The 17,051-nt window shown below is 66.6% G+C and carries 17 protein-coding genes; 8 read left to right on the forward strand and 9 right to left on the reverse strand.

The features are described 5' to 3' along the window. Positions 1-13: 13 nt before the first annotated feature. Positions 14-967 (reverse strand): 4-hydroxy-3-methylbut-2-enyl diphosphate reductase, encoded by a 954-nt coding sequence (locus AAFP30_RS20215; RefSeq protein ID WP_419231796.1) that lies wholly within the window; start codon positions 965-967, stop codon positions 14-16. Positions 968-1,084: 117 nt separating this feature from the next. Between AAFP30_RS20215 and AAFP30_RS20220 the strand changes: the two genes are divergently transcribed. The 3 genes from AAFP30_RS20220 to AAFP30_RS20230 are packed head-to-tail and all read left to right on the forward strand — an operon-like array spanning position 1,085 to position 3,314. Further along, complete coding sequence (locus AAFP30_RS20220; protein ID WP_419231797.1) at positions 1,085-1,807, forward strand: lipid droplet-associated protein; 723 nt, start codon at positions 1,085-1,087, stop codon at positions 1,805-1,807. Next, positions 1,804-3,057: an exodeoxyribonuclease VII large subunit gene (xseA, locus tag AAFP30_RS20225; RefSeq protein ID WP_419231798.1), complete on the forward strand. Its 1,254-nt coding sequence runs from the start codon at positions 1,804-1,806 to the stop codon at positions 3,055-3,057. The genes AAFP30_RS20220 and xseA overlap by 4 nt, the downstream gene beginning before the upstream one ends. Continuing rightward, positions 3,054-3,314, forward strand: a complete 261-nt coding sequence (locus tag AAFP30_RS20230; protein WP_419231799.1) for an exodeoxyribonuclease VII small subunit — start codon at positions 3,054-3,056, stop codon at positions 3,312-3,314. The genes xseA and AAFP30_RS20230 overlap by 4 nt, the downstream gene beginning before the upstream one ends. On the opposite strand, the gene AAFP30_RS20235 is transcribed toward AAFP30_RS20230, so the two are convergent. Next, complete coding sequence (locus AAFP30_RS20235) at positions 3,315-3,881, reverse strand: DUF4245 domain-containing protein (protein WP_419231800.1); 567 nt, start codon at positions 3,879-3,881, stop codon at positions 3,315-3,317. Positions 3,882-3,999: 118 nt separating this feature from the next. Between AAFP30_RS20235 and glpX the strand changes: the two genes are divergently transcribed. Both glpX and AAFP30_RS20245 read left to right on the forward strand, forming a co-directional pair. Continuing rightward, positions 4,000-4,992: a class II fructose-bisphosphatase gene (glpX, locus tag AAFP30_RS20240; RefSeq protein ID WP_419231801.1), complete on the forward strand. Its 993-nt coding sequence runs from the start codon at positions 4,000-4,002 to the stop codon at positions 4,990-4,992. A 156-nt stretch (positions 4,993-5,148) separates the two neighbouring features. Beyond that, a complete protein-coding gene (locus tag AAFP30_RS20245) occupies positions 5,149-6,849 on the forward strand; it encodes a fumarate hydratase (RefSeq protein ID WP_419231802.1) in 1,701 nt (566 codons plus the stop codon). A gap of 11 nt (positions 6,850-6,860) precedes the next feature. Here the strand turns inward: AAFP30_RS20245 and AAFP30_RS20250 are convergent, their stop codons facing one another. Continuing rightward, the gene (locus tag AAFP30_RS20250; protein WP_419231924.1) at positions 6,861-7,280 is read right to left on the reverse strand and encodes a type II toxin-antitoxin system VapC family toxin; all 420 of its coding nucleotides are present in this window, start codon (positions 7,278-7,280) and stop codon (positions 6,861-6,863) included. A gap of 7 nt (positions 7,281-7,287) precedes the next feature. Continuing rightward, the gene (locus tag AAFP30_RS20255) at positions 7,288-7,557 is read right to left on the reverse strand and encodes a ribbon-helix-helix protein, CopG family (protein ID WP_419231803.1); all 270 of its coding nucleotides are present in this window, start codon (positions 7,555-7,557) and stop codon (positions 7,288-7,290) included. 124 nt (positions 7,558-7,681) lie between these two features. Between AAFP30_RS20255 and AAFP30_RS20260 the strand changes: the two genes are divergently transcribed. Together AAFP30_RS20260 and AAFP30_RS20265 are read left to right on the forward strand one after the other, a co-directional pair. After that, entirely contained in the window at positions 7,682-9,082 is a 1,401-nt protein-coding gene (locus AAFP30_RS20260; protein ID WP_419231804.1) for a class II fumarate hydratase, read from the forward strand. Positions 9,083-9,109: 27 nt separating this feature from the next. Continuing rightward, entirely contained in the window at positions 9,110-9,796 is a 687-nt protein-coding gene (locus AAFP30_RS20265; RefSeq protein ID WP_419231806.1) for a PIG-L deacetylase family protein, read from the forward strand. A gap of 74 nt (positions 9,797-9,870) precedes the next feature. Here AAFP30_RS20265 and AAFP30_RS20270 read toward each other — a convergent pair whose 3' ends face one another. The 5 genes from AAFP30_RS20270 to AAFP30_RS20290 form a co-directional block, all read right to left on the reverse strand. Further along, a complete protein-coding gene (locus tag AAFP30_RS20270; RefSeq protein WP_419231808.1) occupies positions 9,871-10,878 on the reverse strand; it encodes a L,D-transpeptidase family protein in 1,008 nt (335 codons plus the stop codon). A 113-nt stretch (positions 10,879-10,991) separates the two neighbouring features. Further along, positions 10,992-12,293 carry a PhoH family protein gene (locus tag AAFP30_RS20275; RefSeq protein ID WP_419231809.1) on the reverse strand — a complete coding sequence of 434 codons (1,302 nt, stop codon included), beginning with the start codon at positions 12,291-12,293 and terminating at the stop codon, positions 10,992-10,994. 270 nt (positions 12,294-12,563) lie between these two features. Beyond that, positions 12,564-13,436 carry an acyl-ACP desaturase gene (locus AAFP30_RS20280; protein WP_419231811.1) on the reverse strand — a complete coding sequence of 291 codons (873 nt, stop codon included), beginning with the start codon at positions 13,434-13,436 and terminating at the stop codon, positions 12,564-12,566. A 47-nt stretch (positions 13,437-13,483) separates the two neighbouring features. Continuing rightward, positions 13,484-14,791, reverse strand: a complete 1,308-nt coding sequence (gene glyA / locus AAFP30_RS20285) for a serine hydroxymethyltransferase (RefSeq protein WP_419231812.1) — start codon at positions 14,789-14,791, stop codon at positions 13,484-13,486. A 23-nt stretch (positions 14,792-14,814) separates the two neighbouring features. After that, positions 14,815-16,038: a DUF885 domain-containing protein gene (locus tag AAFP30_RS20290; RefSeq protein WP_419231813.1), complete on the reverse strand. Its 1,224-nt coding sequence runs from the start codon at positions 16,036-16,038 to the stop codon at positions 14,815-14,817. Positions 16,039-16,099: 61 nt separating this feature from the next. Here AAFP30_RS20290 and coaA point away from each other — a divergent pair, with 61 nt between their 5' ends. Continuing rightward, positions 16,100-17,041: a type I pantothenate kinase gene (gene coaA, locus AAFP30_RS20295; RefSeq protein WP_419231814.1), complete on the forward strand. Its 942-nt coding sequence runs from the start codon at positions 16,100-16,102 to the stop codon at positions 17,039-17,041. Positions 17,042-17,051 lie beyond the last annotated feature (10 nt).

Consider the following 17,051-nt stretch of genomic DNA (forward strand, 5'->3'; position numbering starts at 1 on the left):
CCCCGAGCCGGGACTACTTGGCGGTGCGTGCCGGACGGAGCTCGCGCGGGAGCGCGAAGGTCAGCGTCTCCTCGGCGGTGGTAACCGTTTCCACGGTGTCGAAGTCGTAGTCGGCGAGGAAATCGATCACCCCGCGCACCAGCACCTCGGGCACCGACGCACCGGAGGTCACGCCCACCGTGGTGACGCCCTCGAGCCAAGCGGGATCGATCTCGCGCGCGTAGTCGACGAGGTAGGACGCCGCGGCACCGTTCTGCAACGCCACCTCGACCAGCCGTACCGAGTTCGACGAATTCTGTGATCCCACGACGATGACCAGGTCGCACTGCGGAGCCATCGCCTTCACCGCCACCTGTCGGTTCTGGGTGGCGTAGCAGATGTCATCGCTCGGCGGATCGGACAGCTGTGGGAAGCGTTCCCGCAACCGTCGGACCGTCTCCATCGTCTCGTCCACCGACAGCGTGGTCTGCGAGAGCCAGATCACCTTGGATTCGTCGCGCACTTCGACGTCGCCCACGTGGTCGGGGCCGTCGACCAGCTGAATGTGTTCGGGCGCCTCACCGGCGGTGCCCTCCACCTCTTCGTGGCCCTCATGACCGATGAGCAGGATGTCGTAGTCGTCCCGGGCGAACCGCTTGGCCTCCTGGTGCACCTTGGTGACCAGGGGGCAGGTGGCGTCGATGGTCTTCAGGCTGCGTTGCGCGGCGGTCCGATGCACCTCCGGCGACACCCCATGCGCGGAGAACACCACCAGCGCACCTTCCGGCACCTCGTCGGTCTCGCCGACAAAGATCGCGCCGCGCTCGGTCAACGTGTCGACCACGTGCCGGTTGTGCACGATCTCCTTGCGCACGTAAACAGGCGCACCATGCTTGTCCAGAGCCCGCTCGACGGTCTCGACGGCACGATCCACCCCGGCGCAGTAGCCGCGGGGTTCGGCCAGCAGGACTCGCTTGCGTTCAACCATGGTGTCCAGGGTACGGAAAACCGGCGAATGTCTGGAATCGTCGGAGTCAGCTCACACCGTCGACACTTCTCGACGCCTCGCTACCACACTGTCGGTAGGGAATGGCAAAGTGTTGGCATGGTTCGCGCACCTTATCCCGCCCGCATCGCGGCCGGCCTCGTCGTCACCGCGATCGAGGAGACCAAGAAGATCCCTGCGCTGGTGATCACCTTCCCGATGACGGCGGTCAGTCAGACGCTGCAGGCCGGCATGCGGATGCAGCAGAGCATCGCGGAACTGGCCATCAAGGGTGATGCCGCGCTCGGGGCCCTGTTCGACAAGCCCACCGAGCAACCCGAATGGGCACGATTCGACGAGGACGACGACACCCTCGACGCCGAGGCCGACCGCACCCCGATCGAGAGCCGCCCCACGCCGGTGCGGCCGCCTGCCGCGAAGGCGCCCGCACCCGCGAAGAAGGCGCCGGCCAAGAAGGCTGCGCCGAAGAAGTCTTCGCCGGCCGAGCACTCGGTGACCAAACACACAGACTCCGCTGCGGCGCCCGACGCATCGGCCGGGCGATTCGCGCTCTACAGCACACCGCCCGAGGCGCTGGTGGGCAGCGAGGGATCGACCGACAAGCCGGCCGCCCCGGTCAACGGGTCGGTGCCGGAGATCGTCGAGTACCTCGAATACGACAACCTCACCCTGGCTCAGCTGCGTGCCAAGCTGCGCACCGTGAGTCTGCCCGAGCTGGAAGACCTCGCCGGCTACGAGAAGGCCACCAAGGCGCGAGCCCCGTTCGTCACGATGATCGACAACCGCATCGCCTCACACACCAAGCGCCCGTCGTCCACGTGACGCCCGCGGCTCCCTCCACCCCGCAACCCCAGGCGAACTCCGCCGAGCAACCGTGGCCGGTGCGCTCGGTCAACCAGAAGATCCAGAATTGGATCAGCCGGCTGGGCCAGATCTGGGTCGAAGGGCAGCTCACCCAGATCAATCCGCGGTACGGCACCCGCGTCGCGTTCTTGACGCTGCGCGATCCCGCCGCTGACATGTCGATCTCGGTGACCTGCAACCCGGATCTACTGCAACGCAGCGAGGTCCCACTCACCGAGGGCAGTCGTGTCGTCGTCCTCGGGCGGCCCGAGTTCTATCCGGGTCGCGGCACGATCTCGTTGCGCGTCACCGAGATTCGACCCGTCGGTATCGGCGAGCTGTTGCTACGCATCGAGCGGCTACGCCAACTGCTCGCTGCCGAGGGTCTCTTCGATGCGCGACGCAAGGCACAAATTCCGTTCCTACCCAGGTCGATCGGCCTCATCAGCGGACGGGCGAGCGCCGCCGCCCGCGATGTCGTTGCCGTGGCGCAGAACCGATGGTCGGCGGTGCGGTTCGAGATCCGCGACGCACCCGTCCAGGGTCCCACTGCGGTCCCGCGCATCCTGGCACACCTGGGCGAACTCGACGCACACCCCGAGGTGGAGGTCATCATCATCGCCCGCGGCGGCGGCAGCGTCGAGGATCTGCTGCCATTTTCTGACGAGGCGCTGCTGCGTGCGGTGTCCGCGTGCCGCACGCCGGTCGTGAGCGCCATCGGCCACGAGCCCGACACTCCGCTACTCGACCTGGTCGCCGACCTGCGTGCGGCGACCCCGACCGATGCCGCCAAGCAGACGGTGCCCGACGTCGACGCCGAACGGGCCGGCATCGCCGCGCTCCGTCACCGCAACGCGCAAGCGCTGCGCAACTGGGTTCAGCGCGAAGAGCACCGCCTCGACGGCATCCGGCATCGCCCGGTGCTGGCCAACCCGATGTCGATGATCGACGCGCGCGCGGACGGCGTCGCCCGCATGCGCGCCGACATCCGCCGCGATGTCACCCGTCTGATCGATGGGGAACAACGACGACACGACCACCTGGCGGCCCGCCTCGACACCCTCGGCCCCGCCCAGACACTCGCCCGCGGATACGCAGTCGTGCAGCGTCTGGACGGTGATCGGCACGTGGTGTCGGCCACCGACGACATGCCCACAGGGACGCAGGTACGGATCAGGGTGTCCGACGGCGCGGTACGCGCCACGGTGACCGAAGGAGAGAACACGTGAACACCGACGACCTGACACCGGTGGCCGATCTGGGTTACGAACAGGCCCGCGATGAACTGGTGAACGTGGTGTCCACCCTCGAGCGAGGCGGACTGGACCTCGACCACTCGTTGGCCCTGTGGGAGCGCGGCGAAGCACTGGCCGCTCGGTGCGAAGAACACCTCGACGGTGCCCGCGCACGCATCGAGGCGGTCATCTCCGAGCACGATCCGGACGCCGACGAACTCGACGACGAGGACGACTCCGACGCGGAGTGATCAGGTGCGACTGGGTAACGGTTGCTGGGCCAACACCGCGTTGGCAAGTTCTTCCATGTCGTCGTCGGGACCCCGGGAGAGAACCGCGATCCGCACGTCGCCGAGGTCGGTGATCCAGAACTTCTTGTCCTCGGGTGTGGTGTACATGACCCACTCACGCCCGCCGACCTGACGAGTTCCCGCACCGAGCGCATCCGTGCCACCGAGCGCGACGACCAGGTCGTCTTCCTTGGCGTCGGTCTGGCTGAGCTGAATGTATGCCCCGACGTCGGTGATCCACCCGACGTTGCTGACCCGCGTGCCGCCGACGGGTTCGGTTGATCCCGAGTTGGGTTTCCAGCTCTCCGGGACGACGGGTCGGCGGATCGGGAACGGGAGGTCGCGGGCGTCCGCGGCGAGCGCGGCCTGCACGTTGAAGGGCGGCGTCCGGTCGTCGGAGGCCTGGCCGGTGAGGCCGACCGAACAGTTACCCGAAGCGATGGCCACCACCGCGCAAATGATCAGCAACGGCACCAGGGACCAGATCATGTCCTTGCTGCTGTGCAGAATCCGTGGTTTACCCGCCATGGCCGACAGTATTCCAGTCCGGGTTGCCGCCGGATCGATCGGTGTGACATGCAAGGATGGACAGCGACGCAGGCCACACGGCCACCTTTGTCACCGCTGCCACGCCGAGGAGTCGCATATGTCCCCAACCCAGCAGGCCCCCGATCGCAACCTCGCGATGGAACTCGTGCGAGTCACCGAGGCCGCAGCACTCGCGGCCGGGCGCTGGGTCGGACGCGGCGACAAGAAGGGCGGTGACGGCGCCGCGGTGGACGCGATGCGCGAACTGCTCTCCACCGTGTCCATGCGCGGCGTGGTGGTGATCGGCGAGGGCGAGAAGGACGAAGCCCCCATGCTGTTCAACGGCGAAGAAGTCGGCGACGGCACCGGACCGGAGTGCGACGTCGCGGTCGACCCGATCGACGGCACCACCCTGATGGCCGAGGGCCGACCCAACTCGATCGCGGTCATCGCCGTCTCCGAACGCGGCACCATGTACGACCCATCCGCCGTGTTCTACATGGACAAGATCGCCGTGGGCCCAGAGGCCAAGGGCGCGATCAACATCGACGAGTCGGTGGCGTGGAACGTCAACTCGGTCGCCAAGGCCAAGGGCATCGACATCGCCGACCTGACCGTCGTGGTCCTCGACCGTCCCCGGCACGCCGACCTGATCGGCGAGATCCGCGAGGCAGGCGCCAAGATCCGCCTCATCTCCGACGGCGACGTCGCCGGGTCGATCGCCGCGGCCGGCGAATACAGCTCCGTCGACATGCTGATGGGCGTCGGCGGCACCCCCGAGGGCATCATCACCGCGGTCGCGATGAAATGCATGGGCGGCGAGATCCAGGGCAAGTTGTGGCCCCGCAACGACGAAGAGCGGAAGAAGGCCCTCGACGCCGGCCACGACCTCAACCGCGTGCTGAGCACCGAGGACCTCGTCGCCGGTGAGAACTCTTTCTTCTGCGCGACCGGCGTCACCAACGGCGACATGCTCCGCGGTGTCACCTACCGACCGAACGGCGCCACCACCCGGTCGCTGGTCATGCGCTCCAAGTCGGGCACCATCCGCCGTATCGAGGCGGTACACCAGACCACCAAGCTCCGCGAGTACGCGCGCCTCGACCTCTGAGCGAGTCGCTGGCAGTCGAACCGTCTGCGCCGTAGATCCGAGTCGCTATCTGACTCGGATCCACGGCGCAGAACTCGTTGCTGACTACCGTGGCCCATATCACGCGGCGGCAGGTGGGCGATACAACACACTGACCGGCCACGATACGATCCATCGGTGAGCGAAACAGCCCCCGCTCCGGAGTTCCGCTATGCCGATTTGCTGCCCTCCGGCGCCGATGAGACCCCGTACCGACTGATCACCACCGAGGGTGTGTCGACCTTTGAGGTCGACGGCCAGACCTTCCTGAAGGTCGCACCCGAGGCGCTGCAGAAACTGACCGCGGAGGCGATGCACGACATCAGCCACTATCTGCGGCCCGCGCACCTGCGGCAGCTGCGCAAGATCATCGACGACCCCGAGTCGTCGGGCAACGACCGCTTCGTCGCGCTCGACCTGCTCAAGAACGTCAACATCTCCGCCGGTGGCGTACTGCCGATGTGCCAGGACACCGGCACAGCGATCATCATGGGCAAGAAGTCCGAAGGCGTCCTCACCGGCACCGACGACGGCGAGTGGATCTCCCGCGGTGTCTACGACGCGTACACCAAGCTGAACCTGCGGTACTCGCAGCTGGCTCCGCTGACGACCTACGACGAGAAGAACACGGGCACCAATCTGCCTGCGCAGGTGGAGATCTACGCAACCGAGCAGGGACCGAAGGGGCCGGAGTACAAGTTCCTGTTCATGGCCAAGGGCGGCGGTTCGGCCAACAAGTCGTTCCTCTTCCAGGAGACCAAGGCGATCCTGAATCCCAAGCGGCTCTTGGAGTTTCTCGATGAGAAGATCCGTTCACTGGGCACCGCCGCCTGCCCGCCATATCACCTGGCGGTGGTCATCGGTGGCACGTCGGCCGAATTCGCTTTGAAGACAGCCAAATACGCGTCGGCGCACTATCTCGACACGCTGCCCACCGAGGGGTCGATGGCCGCGCACGGCTTCCGGGACACCGAGCTCGAGGACGAGGTCTTCAAGCTGACCCAGTCCTTCGGCATCGGGGCACAGTTCGGCGGCAAGTACTTCTGCCACGACGTCCGCGTCGTCCGCCTCCCCCGCCACGGTGCATCGTGCCCGGTCGCCATTGCGGTCTCGTGTTCGGCCGACCGGCAGGCGCTCGGCAAGATCACCGCCGACGGCGTCTTTCTCGAGCAACTGGAAACCGATCCGGCGCAGTACATGCCGGATGCCGGTGTCGCCGAGGACATCGAGGGCGGTGCGGTCGTCGACATCGACCTCAACCGGCCCATGTCGGAGATCCTCGCCGAACTGTCCAAGCACCCGGTCAAGACCAGGCTGTCGCTCACCGGTCCGCTGGTCGTGGCGCGGGACATCGCGCACGCCAAGATCCAGGAACGTCTCGACGCCGGCGAACCGATGCCCGACTACCTGCGCGATCACCCGGTCTACTACGCCGGACCCGCCAAAACCCCCGAGGGCATGGCGTCCGGCTCCTTCGGGCCGACCACCGCGGGCCGGATGGACAGCTACGTCGAACAGTTCCAGGCGGCCGGCGGATCGATGGTCATGCTCGCCAAAGGCAACCGGTCCAAGCAGGTCACCACCGCCTGCGACGCGCACGGCGGCTTCTACCTCGGCTCCATCGGTGGTCCGGCCGCGCGCCTGGCGCTCGACTGCATCAAGAGCCAAGAGGTCATCGAATACCCCGAGCTCGGGATGGAAGCGGTCTGGAAGATCGAGGTGGAGAACTTCCCCGCGTTCATCGTCGTCGACGACAAGGGCAACGACTTCTTCACCGATCCCGGAGGCGCCGTCACGGTTCCGCTGGGTGGCGTCCGGATCCGGTCGAAGGAACGCTGACCGCCACGTCCCTACTCGGGTAACCGCCAGGTGAGGCGCTCGAACCGCGCAAAGTCGCGGTCGAGCGTCACCCAGGTCGCCCCATGCTCGATCGCGGTCGCCGCGTGGTGCGCGTCGGCGACGAGATCGCCGCGCGCATCGGACTCCCGGCACAGCGCGGAGAAGATCGCCCAGTGCCGGCGGCCGGGCGCGACATCGAGCACCGACGCATTCTCCCGCAGGACATCGATGTGCCCCAACGCCGTGGGTACGGGGGTCGGGTCGGCGAAGATACGCGGATTCGTCACCACGCGAACGTATCCGGACACCACCGCCGGGGTCAGCGCGAGCGGTTCGTCGGCACCGAGCACCGACTCGAGCCACGAATACAGCTGCGGATGGCGCGGATCCTCACCCCGGAACGCCCCCACCAGGATGTTCACATCCGGCATCAACACGTCAGCGACGCTTCTCGATCGGCAAACCGTCCTCCATCGCCGCCAAGATGGCTTGACCGTGGGCGATATCGAGGTCGGCGCGGATCCCGCTCCGGCCGGTGTACGGCGGCGGCAGCGTCGCTGCCGGCTGGTCACGACGAACATCGGCTCGCCGATCGAGTTCTCTGCGCAACGCATCCTCCAAGAGCGATGTCACAGTCTGATCGGCTTCCCTCGCCGAGCGCTTGACCTGCTCATAGAGCTCGTCGGGCAGGATCACCGTAGTACGCATATGGTGAAGCATATTCACTGCTATGTGTGTATGCAATGCCCTGACAATCGGCATGCATGCGGACGCCGGTACGGTGAAGTAAGGATTACCTATCTCCATCGACGGAGCCGGAGGCGCAGCGCACATGACCGAACAGCAGTACCGCATCGAGCACGACACCATGGGCGAGGTCAAAGTCCCCGTCGACGCACTCTGGCGGGCCCAGACCCAGCGCGCGGTGGAGAACTTCCCGATCTCCCACCGCCCGCTCGAACGCACCCAGATCCGCGCGATGGGGCTGTTGAAAGCCGCCTGCGCGCAGGTGAACTCCGATCTCGGGCTCCTCGACGCCGACAAGGCCGACGCGATCATCGTCGCCGCCAAGGAGATCGCCGACGGCAAGCATGACGATCAGTTCCCGATCGACGTGTTCCAGACCGGGTCGGGCACCAGCTCCAACATGAACGCCAACGAGGTCATCGCGTCGATCGCCAAGGCCAACGGCGTCGACGTCCACCCCAACGATCACGTCAACATGTCGCAGTCGTCGAACGACACCTTCCCCACCGCGACGCACGTCGCGGCCACCGAGGCCGTCGTGACCGACCTGGTGCCGGCCCTCGACCACCTGCGACTTGCCCTGCTGGACAAGGCAACACAGTGGCGCGAGGTGGTCAAGAGCGGCCGCACCCACTTGATGGACGCGGTGCCGGTGACACTGGGCCAGGAGTTCGGCGGTTACGCCCGACAGGTCCAGGCCGGCATCGAGCGGGTCACCGCCACGCTGCCTCGCGTCGGCGAACTGCCGATCGGTGGCACCGCCGTCGGCACCGGACTCAACGCACCCGATCATTTCGGCACCAAGGTCGTCGCCGAACTCGTGAAGCTGACCGACGTCGACGCGTTGACGTTGGCGGAGAACAACTTCGAGGCGCAGGCCGCACGCGACGGACTCGTCGAACTGTCCGGGCAGTTGAAGACCATCGCGGTCTCGCTGACCAAGATCGCCAACGACGTGCGCTGGATGGGATCGGGCCCGCTCACCGGACTCGGCGAACTGCACCTGCCCGATCTGCAGCCGGGTAGCTCCATCATGCCGGGCAAAGTGAATCCTGTTCTGCCCGAGGCGGTCACGCAGGTCGCGGCGCAGGTCATCGGCAACGACGCCGCGGTCACCTGGGGTGGCGGCAACGGCGCGTTCGAGCTCAACGTGTACATCCCGATGATGGCGCGCAACGTCCTCGAGTCCCTCAAGCTGCTGGCCAACGTGTCCCGACTGTTCGCCGACCGCTGCATTTCGGGACTCATCGCGAACGAGGACCGGCTGCGCACCCTGGCCGAGAGTTCCCCGTCGATCGTCACGCCGCTCAACAGCGCGATCGGCTACGAGGAGGCCGCGGCGGTCGCCAAGCAGGCACTCAAGGAGGGCAAGACGATTCGGCAGACGGTCATCGACCGCGGACTCATCGGCGACAAGCTGTCCGAGGCCGAACTCGACAAACGCCTCGACGTGCTGAAGATGGCCAACCTGGATCATCAGCGGTAGAGACCCGTGCGCACGTAGGGTCACCCTATGAGCGACCTCACACCCTTTCCCACCGACTGGCAGACCGCACTCGCGCTCGTCGCCCATCCCGACGATCCGGAGTACGGCATGGCCGCCGCCGTCGCCCGCTGGACCGGCGAGGGTAAACGCGTCGTGTATGCCCTCGCATCCAGTGGCGAGGCGGGTATCGAGGGCATGGAACCCGCGGAGGCCGGGCCGCTGCGCGAGGCCGAGCAGCGGGCGTCGGCGAAGATCGTCGGGGTCGACGACGTCGAGTTCTGGGGCTTCCCGGACAGCGACATCCGCAACACCCCGCAGTTGCGGGAGCGGATCGTCGAAGCGATCAACCGCGTTGCGCCGCAGGTGATCCTATCGCTCTACGGTGGTCCGGAGTGGGCGCCGGGATTCCCCAATCAGCGCGACCACATGGAGTTCGCGGCCGCCGTGCTCGAGGCGTACGACACCCTCGAGCCCGCGGCCCGCCCCCGATGGTTGTTCGAGAACGGGCCGGCCGCGACGCACGCCGTGGACGTCACCGACGAGATCGAGTCGGCGGTGCGCTCATTGGCCGCGCACGAGCGCTACCTCGCCGTACTCGATCCCCAGACCCCGGTCGTCGACCAGGCCCGTGCGCAGGTGGATCGGATGACTGCGCCACGCGACGACTTCGGTGGTGTGCGTGCGGCGTGCTTCGAACTCAAACGAACCACTTAGTCTCAGCGTGCTGCGCCGAACAGCAGAAACGGGGACCGGCGCAATCGCACGATCCCCGTTCCTTTCGGTGAAGGTCAGCTACCGTTGCCGGCCCCGAACAGCGCCGGCACCAGGCCCACCAGCTGCGACAGCAGCTGCGTCAGTGAGTCCGCGCCCGGAAGGCTCGAGAGGCCAGACCCGCCCGGTGTGGTCGAGGTCGGCGGGGTGCCCGATGGCGGCGTCGAGGTTCCCGGGGTCGTTGTGCCCGGCTTGGACGGCGTCGGGCTCGATGGCGTCGTGCCGGACTGTGGCGTAGACGCGGGCGCAGCCTGGTTGACGCCGATCGTGATCTTGGGGTGCTTGGCCGGATCGAGCCAGACGAGCACCTTGCGCATCGACTCCTTGTCGATCGCCACGCAGCCCAGGGTCGGCTGGTTGTTGGTCACGTGCAGGAACATCGCCGATGCCTTGCCCGGCGTCCGCTGCGGGTTGTGCGCGATGTTGACCGCGTAGTCGTAGACCGGACCCGAGTCGTACAGGTTCTCGCTGTCGCCACCGGGACTCTTGGGCTGCCGCACCATCGTGTTGTAGGTGGGCGACTTCATGTTCGAGTCCCACCAGTCCTGCCGGTCCACCTTGGTGTACGGCATCTTGGTACCCGGATTGGCCAGGCGCCCGAACGCCTTGTCGAGCGCGAAGGTGCCCTGCGGCGTGCGCGGGACATTGTCCTTCGGCTCCCCCATCCCCTGCGACCCCAGGAACGCCTTGGTCGGACCGATGACCGGCTTCCACGTCCCATCGGCACCACGCTCGAACGCGGTCAGCGTCGCCGTTGTGTCGCTCGCCTTGGGCGCGGTCACCACGATCATCTGGCTGGTGTCACCGCCGGTCGAACCCGACGACCCGCCGGGCGAGTTTCCCGCCAACGTGTTCAGCAGGTTGTCGACCAGCGGAATACCGGTTCCCGTCGAGGTCGCACCCGGTTTTGTGGTCGGCGACGATGGGGTGGTCGGGGTCGTTGTTCCGGGAGCGGCAAGCGCCGTCCCGGCACCACCGGCGAACGCGGCCAACACCGCAATCACCAGTAGTCCCAATAACCTCATTCGCCTCATCAGTAACTTCAGCACCACACCAGTGTGCCAAAGGGCAAGAGCGCATGAATCACAGGGTGATCACGGACCGGTCAGGATCGAGTCACCAACGCCCGAAACTCGCGTCAGTAGGCGCTCGGCGCGAACTCCTCGAGCATGTCGGTCACCAGCGCCGCGATCGGGCTTCGCTCGCTGCGGGTGAGGGTCACGTGCGCGAAGAGCGGATGCCCCTTGAGCTTCTCGATGACAGCGGCCACGCCGTCGTGCCGTCCGACCCGCAGGTTGTCGCGCTGCGCGACGTCGTGGGTGAGGACCACCCGCGATCCGGAGCCGAGGCGGGACAGCACCGTCAGCAGCACGTTGCGTTCCAGCGACTGCGCCTCGTCGACGATCACGAAGGAGTCGTGCAGCGAGCGACCGCGAATGTGCGTGAGCGGCAACACTTCCAGCATTCCGCGACTGAGCACCTCTTCGATCACCTCAGGTGACGCGAGTCCTTCGAGGGTGTCGAAGACGGCCTGGGCCCACGGGCCCATCTTGTCGGCCTCACTGCCCGGGAGGTAGCCGAGTTGTTGTCCGCCAACGGCATACAGCGGGCGAAACACGACAACCTTACGCTGCGTGCGTCGTTCGAGTACCGCCTCGAGACCCGCGCACAGGGCCAGCGCCGACTTACCGGTGCCTGCCTTGCCGCCGAGGGAAACGATGCCGACTGTGTCGTCGAGCAGAAGATCAAGTGCCACACGCTGTTCCGCGGAGCGGCCATGTAGACCGAAGGCCTCGCGGTCGCCACGGACCAACTGGACGCGTTTGTCCTCGTTGACCCGGCCCAGCGCACTGGACCCGTGACCGAGCAACCGAATACCGGTGTGGCACGGCAGTTCTCGCGCTGAATCGAGATCGACGACACCTTCGGCGAACAGCTTGTCGATGGCCGCGGATTCGACGTCGAGTTCGGTCATGCCCGACCAACCGGAGACGACGACATCCTGGGCGTGGTACTCGTCGGCGGCTAATCCGACCGCGCCCGCCTTCACTCGCAACGGCGTGTCCTTGGACACGAGTGTCACGTCGAGGCCCTCGGCGCGAAGATTCAACGCGCAGGCGAGGATTCGTGAATCGTTGGTGTCGGTACGGAAGCCTGCGGGCAGTACCGCCGGGTCCGTGTGGTTCAACTCGACCTGCAGGGTACCGCCCTCGTCACCGATGGGCAGCGGTACATCGAGTCGGCCGTGCTCGAGGCGCAGATCGTCGAGCATCCGCAACGCCTCACGCGCGAACCAACCGAGTTCATGGTGATGGCGTTTGCCCTCGAGTTCACTGATGACCACCAGCGGTAAGACCACATGATGCTCAGCGAAACGTGTGGCCGCCCAAGGATCAGACAGCAGCACGGAGGTGTCGAGGACGTAGGTGCGTGTGGTCACGTAGGGCTCCTACGTTTGTGCGGCGCCCGCACAAACCAGTTGGACGACCGGCGGGTTCTTGCTCGTCTCGGCGATCAGCCGAGATGAACGAGGACCGGGGCCGGTCCCCTCGCGTTGCTGGTACACACCACGATTTGAACCTCCCGGACGAACCGCTTCCCCGCGGCCCGTCACTGGTCAAAGTACGCCGACACACCCCTCCCGGCGCGTCGGAAAGGGGTGTGTCGGCGTGAATTATGCGTTAACGCAGGTTGCCGGGAGGTATGCGGCTCAGCGACCGGCGGCGGCCAGTATCCGCAGGCGCGCTGCCTCGGCGTCGTCACCGAGCCCCTGCACGGTGTCGAGTTTCAGCTGGTCGGCGAGCGTCGCGGCGATACCGGCGCGGGTCTCGTCGTTCTCGTACCCCGCGATCAGCGCCCGTTCGGGGTCGAAGTCGGCGACATCGAAACCGAATTCTTCTGTGGCCAGTCGCACAAGCGCGCGATCGACCGCGAGCACGGTTCCCTCGGGATCTGCGACGAGGCCGGCGTTGAGGAATGCCGCGAACGTGGTGGCCTGCAGCGCGTCGTCGGCGGAGATCTTGGCCAGGATCTGACTGAACACGTCGTCGGTGACCGCGCCACGCAATTTCTCGATGAATCCCACGCACTGGTTCTCGTGGACGGCCATCAGCGCCAGTACGTCGAGCGGCCCGAGTTCGGCGACCGCGGCCTCGTGCTGCCGGTATCCGGCGGTCACGTGGATGCGACGACGCTCTTCGGCGTCCACCGGGTCGATGGCACGGGTGACCACGAGGTAGTCACGCAGCACGATGGCATGTCGGTTGTCCTCGGCCGTCCACACGCCGACCAGCTGCCGCCAGTCGGAGAACGCCGGGAAGTGTTTGGCCAGCACCCGGTGATACGACGGCAGATTGTCCTTGGTGAGCAGCAGCACCAGCAGCCCGGCGCGCACCTCGTCGGAGAGCGTCTGCTGCGAGGAATCCCAGTCCTGGCCACCGAGGAAGGCGAAGTTGCGACCCAGATCCCACGGCACCCAGTCATGTGGATTCCAGGCGAGCGCCGCGGCCTGGTGGTCCTCGGCGATCTCCGGCAGCGCCTTCTCCAGCGCGATGATCAGCTCGTCCTCGGTCAATGCGTTCATCGGAAAGAGGATAGAGAACGAGGCAAGGGTGTGGGAAATCCGGGTCGTCAGGCCCGGCTCATCAGTCCCCACTGCTCGAGACCCTCGTACAGCGGGAAGTCCAGGGCCAGTGCCGACACCCGTCCGCGCAGTGCGGATACGTCGGCGTCGGCGCCGGCCGCCAGCGCGGTACCGATGATGTCGGCGACCTCGGTGAACTGCTCGTCGCCGAAACCGCGGGTGGCCAGCGCCGGGGTGCCGATCCGCAGACCGGAGGTGACCATCGGCGGGCGCGGGTCGAACGGCACGGCGTTGCGGTTGACGGTGATGCCGATCTGATGCAGCAGGTCTTCGGCCTGCTGCCCGTCGAGCTTGCTGTTGCGCAGGTCGACGAGCACCAGGTGTACGTCGGTGCCGCCGGTGAGCACCGAGACACCGGCCTTCTCCACGTCGGCGCCGGTGAGGCGGTCCGCGAGGAGCTTGGCGCCCGAGAGGGTGCGGCGCTGTCGGTCGGCGAATTCGTCGGTGCCGGCGATCTTGAGGGCGACGGCCTTGCCGGCGATGGCGTGCATGAGCGGTCCGCCCTGCTGGCCGGGGAAGACAGCCGAGTTGAGCTTCTTGGCCCATTCCTGCTTGGCCAGGATGAGGCCCGAACGCGGTCCGCCCAGCGTCTTGTGCACGGTGGTGGAGACGACGTCGGAGTGCGGCACCGGCGACGGGTGCAGGTCGGCGGCGACCAGGCCGGCGAAGTGCGCCATGTCGGTCCACAGGTAGGCGCCGACCTCGTCGGCGATGGAGCGGAACGCCTCGAAGTCAAGGGTGCGGGGGTAGGCCGACCAGCCGGCGCAGATCACCTTCGGCTTGGCCGCAAGCGCGATCTTGCGCACCTCGTCCATGTCGACGCGGAAGTCCTCTTTGCTGACCCCGTAGGACTCGATCTCGTAGAGCTTGCCGGAGAAGTTGAGCCGCATGCCGTGGGTGAGGTGACCACCGTGCGCGAGGTCCAGGCCGAGCAACTTCTCGCCCGGGTTCATCAGCGCCATCAGCACCGCGGCGTTGGCCTGCGCACCCGAGTGCGGCTGCACGTTGGCGAAGTCGGCACCGAAGAGCGCCTTGGCCCGGTCACGGGCGATGTCCTCGACGACGTCGACGTATTCGCAGCCGCCGTAGTACCGGCGCCCGGGATAGCCCTCGGCGTACTTGTTGGTCAGGACGCTGCCCTGGGCCTGCAGCACGGCGCGCGGCACGAAGTTCTCCGACGCGATCATCTCGAGGGTGTCGCGCTGCCGACTCAGCTCACCGTTCATCGCCGCGGCGACATCCGGGTCGAGGTCAGCAAGGGACATCGAGTTGACGGACTCCGAATTCTGGCTCATGGGTGCACAGTCTAAGAGGAGCGTCAGACAGCGGCGATCTCGGCTCTCAACTGGGCCGGAGTGAGTGGCTCGTCGAGCAATCGGCCGAACCGGGCGAGCCGCTCATGGCCCGGAGTCAGGTCGAGCCATTCCCCCAGCAACCGGTACCCCTCGACGTAGGTGGAGATGTAGGCCCGCCACAGCGGCGAGGTGAGGAAGCGCAGCATCTGCCGTGCCCGCTCCGGTGGTGCCAGCAGCCAGCGCTGCAAGAACTGCGCCACCGAATCCTGGTCTGCCCCACGGTCGTGCAGCAACAGCGCCGCGTCCTGCCGCACGCCGAGCAGCCCGGCCGACGCCCGCGACATCCGCTGCGCCCGCTCCCCGTCGAACCGCAGGCCGAGGTCGGCGTAGATCTCCTGCGCCCACCGCCCCCAGTCGTCCCCCATCGCCGCGACCAGCGCATGATCGGCGAGGCCCTCGGCCATCAGGCACTGCGGGGTGTTGACCAGGAAGATGGTCTGCTCGGCCTGACCACCACCGACCAGGATCTGCTCCTTGCGGCAGTGCTCGGTGTGGTGCCCGGGGTAGGCCTCGTGGGCGATCAGATGCGGCAGTGACGACATGTACTGCGTCAGATCGGTATTGATCGCCACCTTCGAGCGGTACCCGCCGAGGTAGTAGTTGAAGCCCGACCACGGTTTGTCGCCGACGACCTCGAACTCGACGATCTCGTTGTCCGGCAACGGATACGTGTCACGCACCCGGTCGCGCAACGCGCTGCTGAACGCGCGGACGCAGTCGTCGACGCGGTCGGCGGGGATCTCGTCGGCCCGTTTGTGCGCGGCATACGCGTCGGCCAATGCGTCACCGGTGGCACCGGGGACCCCGAGTTCGACGGCCATCGCCGCATGCGCTTCCCGATACGACTGCTCGTCGCTCATGGCGATGTCGACGTCGAAGTAGGCCTGCACTTCGTCGACGAAACCGATCTGCTCCCCGGCGAACTTCCGCGCCGAGCATTCGAGCGCGGCCAGATGCGAGTCGATGAACGCCGCCCGCGGGGACGGAAGGTCGGCGGGCAGTTCACCGCGCAGACCGCGGGCCCGGTCGGCGAGCGCCGCCGGTTCCGGCGTCGGGCCGTTGACCACTTCGGCGTGCAACTGCGGATCGCCGGTGAAGGCGTCGACAAAACCCTCCTCGAGGCGATCAAACGCCAGCCCCAGGCGGAGGTACTCGGTGACGACGGGAGACGTTCGAGGCGCGCTCATGCCTGTGCACGCTACCCACCGGTGACCGATCGTGCGTGGGGCGATGCTTAAGCTGTAGGCCATGGCACGCGACACGACCGGGCGCGACCCCAGTCTGTACCTGGAACTCGACCGGCGACAGTGGCGTGATCTGCGTGAATCCATGCCAATGGTGCTCAACGAGAGCGAACTCGATCAGCTCGTGGGTCTCGGCGAGCAGGTCGACCTCGACGAGGTCGCCGACGTCTATCTCCCCCTGTCGCGTCTGATTCATCTGCAAGTCGCTGCGCGGCAACGGCTGTTCGCGGCGACCTCGACCTTCCTCGGTGAGCGACAGACGAATCGGCAGGTGCCGTTCGTCATCGGTATCGCCGGCAGCGTCGCCGTCGGCAAATCCACGACGGCCCGCGTGCTCGCCGCGCTGCTCGCGCGCTGGGATTCCCACCCCAAGGTCGACCTGGTCACCACCGACGGCTTCCTGCTGCCGACACGTGAACTGGAACGTCGAGGCATCATGCACCGCAAGGGGTTTCCGGAGTCGTATGATCGTCGGGCCCTGCTCCGGTTCGTCACCGAGGTGAAGTCGGGGGCGCGGGAGGTCACCGCACCGGTCTATTCGCACATCGCCTACGACATCGTGCCCGACGTCAAACACTATGTGCGCCAGCCCGACATCTTGATCCTCGAGGGACTCAACGTGCTGCAGACCGGGCGCACCCTGATGGTGTCGGACCTGTTCGACTTCTCGATCTACGTCGACGGTAAGACCGCCGATATCGAGCAGTGGTACATCTCCCGGTTCCTGAAGATGCGGACCACGTCGTTCGCCAACCCGGATTCCCACTTCCACTACTACTCGACGCTCACCGACGAGCAGGCCACGATCGCCGCTCGCGATCTGTGGACGTCGATCAACCTGCCCAACCTGAACGAGAACATCCTGCCGACCCGGCCGCGCGCCACCCTGGTGTTGCGCAAGGACCCGGATCACTCCATCAACCGGGTTCGCTTGCGCAAGCTGTGATCTCCGGTCG

Source organism: Gordonia sp. CPCC 205515 (genome assembly GCF_048537925.1).
In the GTDB taxonomy this organism is placed as follows: Bacteria; Actinomycetota; Actinomycetes; order Mycobacteriales; family Mycobacteriaceae; genus Gordonia.

Excerpts from the sequence above, each read along its gene's own strand:
- AAFP30_RS20215 (WP_419231796.1), bottom strand. The coding sequence starts at position 967 with ATGGTTGAACGCAAGCGAGTCCTGCTGGCCGAACCCCGCGGCTACTGC.
- AAFP30_RS20220 (WP_419231797.1), top strand. The coding sequence starts at position 1,085 with ATGGTTCGCGCACCTTATCCCGCCCGCATCGCGGCCGGCCTCGTCGTC.
- AAFP30_RS20235 (WP_419231800.1), bottom strand. The coding sequence starts at position 3,881 with ATGGCGGGTAAACCACGGATTCTGCACAGCAGCAAGGACATGATCTGG.
- glpX (WP_419231801.1), top strand. The coding sequence starts at position 4,000 with ATGTCCCCAACCCAGCAGGCCCCCGATCGCAACCTCGCGATGGAACTC.
- AAFP30_RS20250 (WP_419231924.1), bottom strand. The coding sequence starts at position 7,280 with ATGCCGGATGTGAACATCCTGGTGGGGGCGTTCCGGGGTGAGGATCCG.
- AAFP30_RS20255 (WP_419231803.1), bottom strand. The coding sequence starts at position 7,557 with ATGCGTACTACGGTGATCCTGCCCGACGAGCTCTATGAGCAGGTCAAG.
- AAFP30_RS20260 (WP_419231804.1), top strand. The coding sequence starts at position 7,682 with ATGACCGAACAGCAGTACCGCATCGAGCACGACACCATGGGCGAGGTC.
- AAFP30_RS20265 (WP_419231806.1), top strand. The coding sequence starts at position 9,110 with ATGAGCGACCTCACACCCTTTCCCACCGACTGGCAGACCGCACTCGCG.
- AAFP30_RS20270 (WP_419231808.1), bottom strand. The coding sequence starts at position 10,878 with ATGAGGTTATTGGGACTACTGGTGATTGCGGTGTTGGCCGCGTTCGCC.
- AAFP30_RS20280 (WP_419231811.1), bottom strand. The coding sequence starts at position 13,436 with ATGAACGCATTGACCGAGGACGAGCTGATCATCGCGCTGGAGAAGGCG.
- glyA (WP_419231812.1), bottom strand. The coding sequence starts at position 14,791 with ATGAGCCAGAATTCGGAGTCCGTCAACTCGATGTCCCTTGCTGACCTC.
- AAFP30_RS20290 (WP_419231813.1), bottom strand. The coding sequence starts at position 16,038 with ATGAGCGCGCCTCGAACGTCTCCCGTCGTCACCGAGTACCTCCGCCTG.
- coaA (WP_419231814.1), top strand. The coding sequence starts at position 16,100 with ATGGCACGCGACACGACCGGGCGCGACCCCAGTCTGTACCTGGAACTC.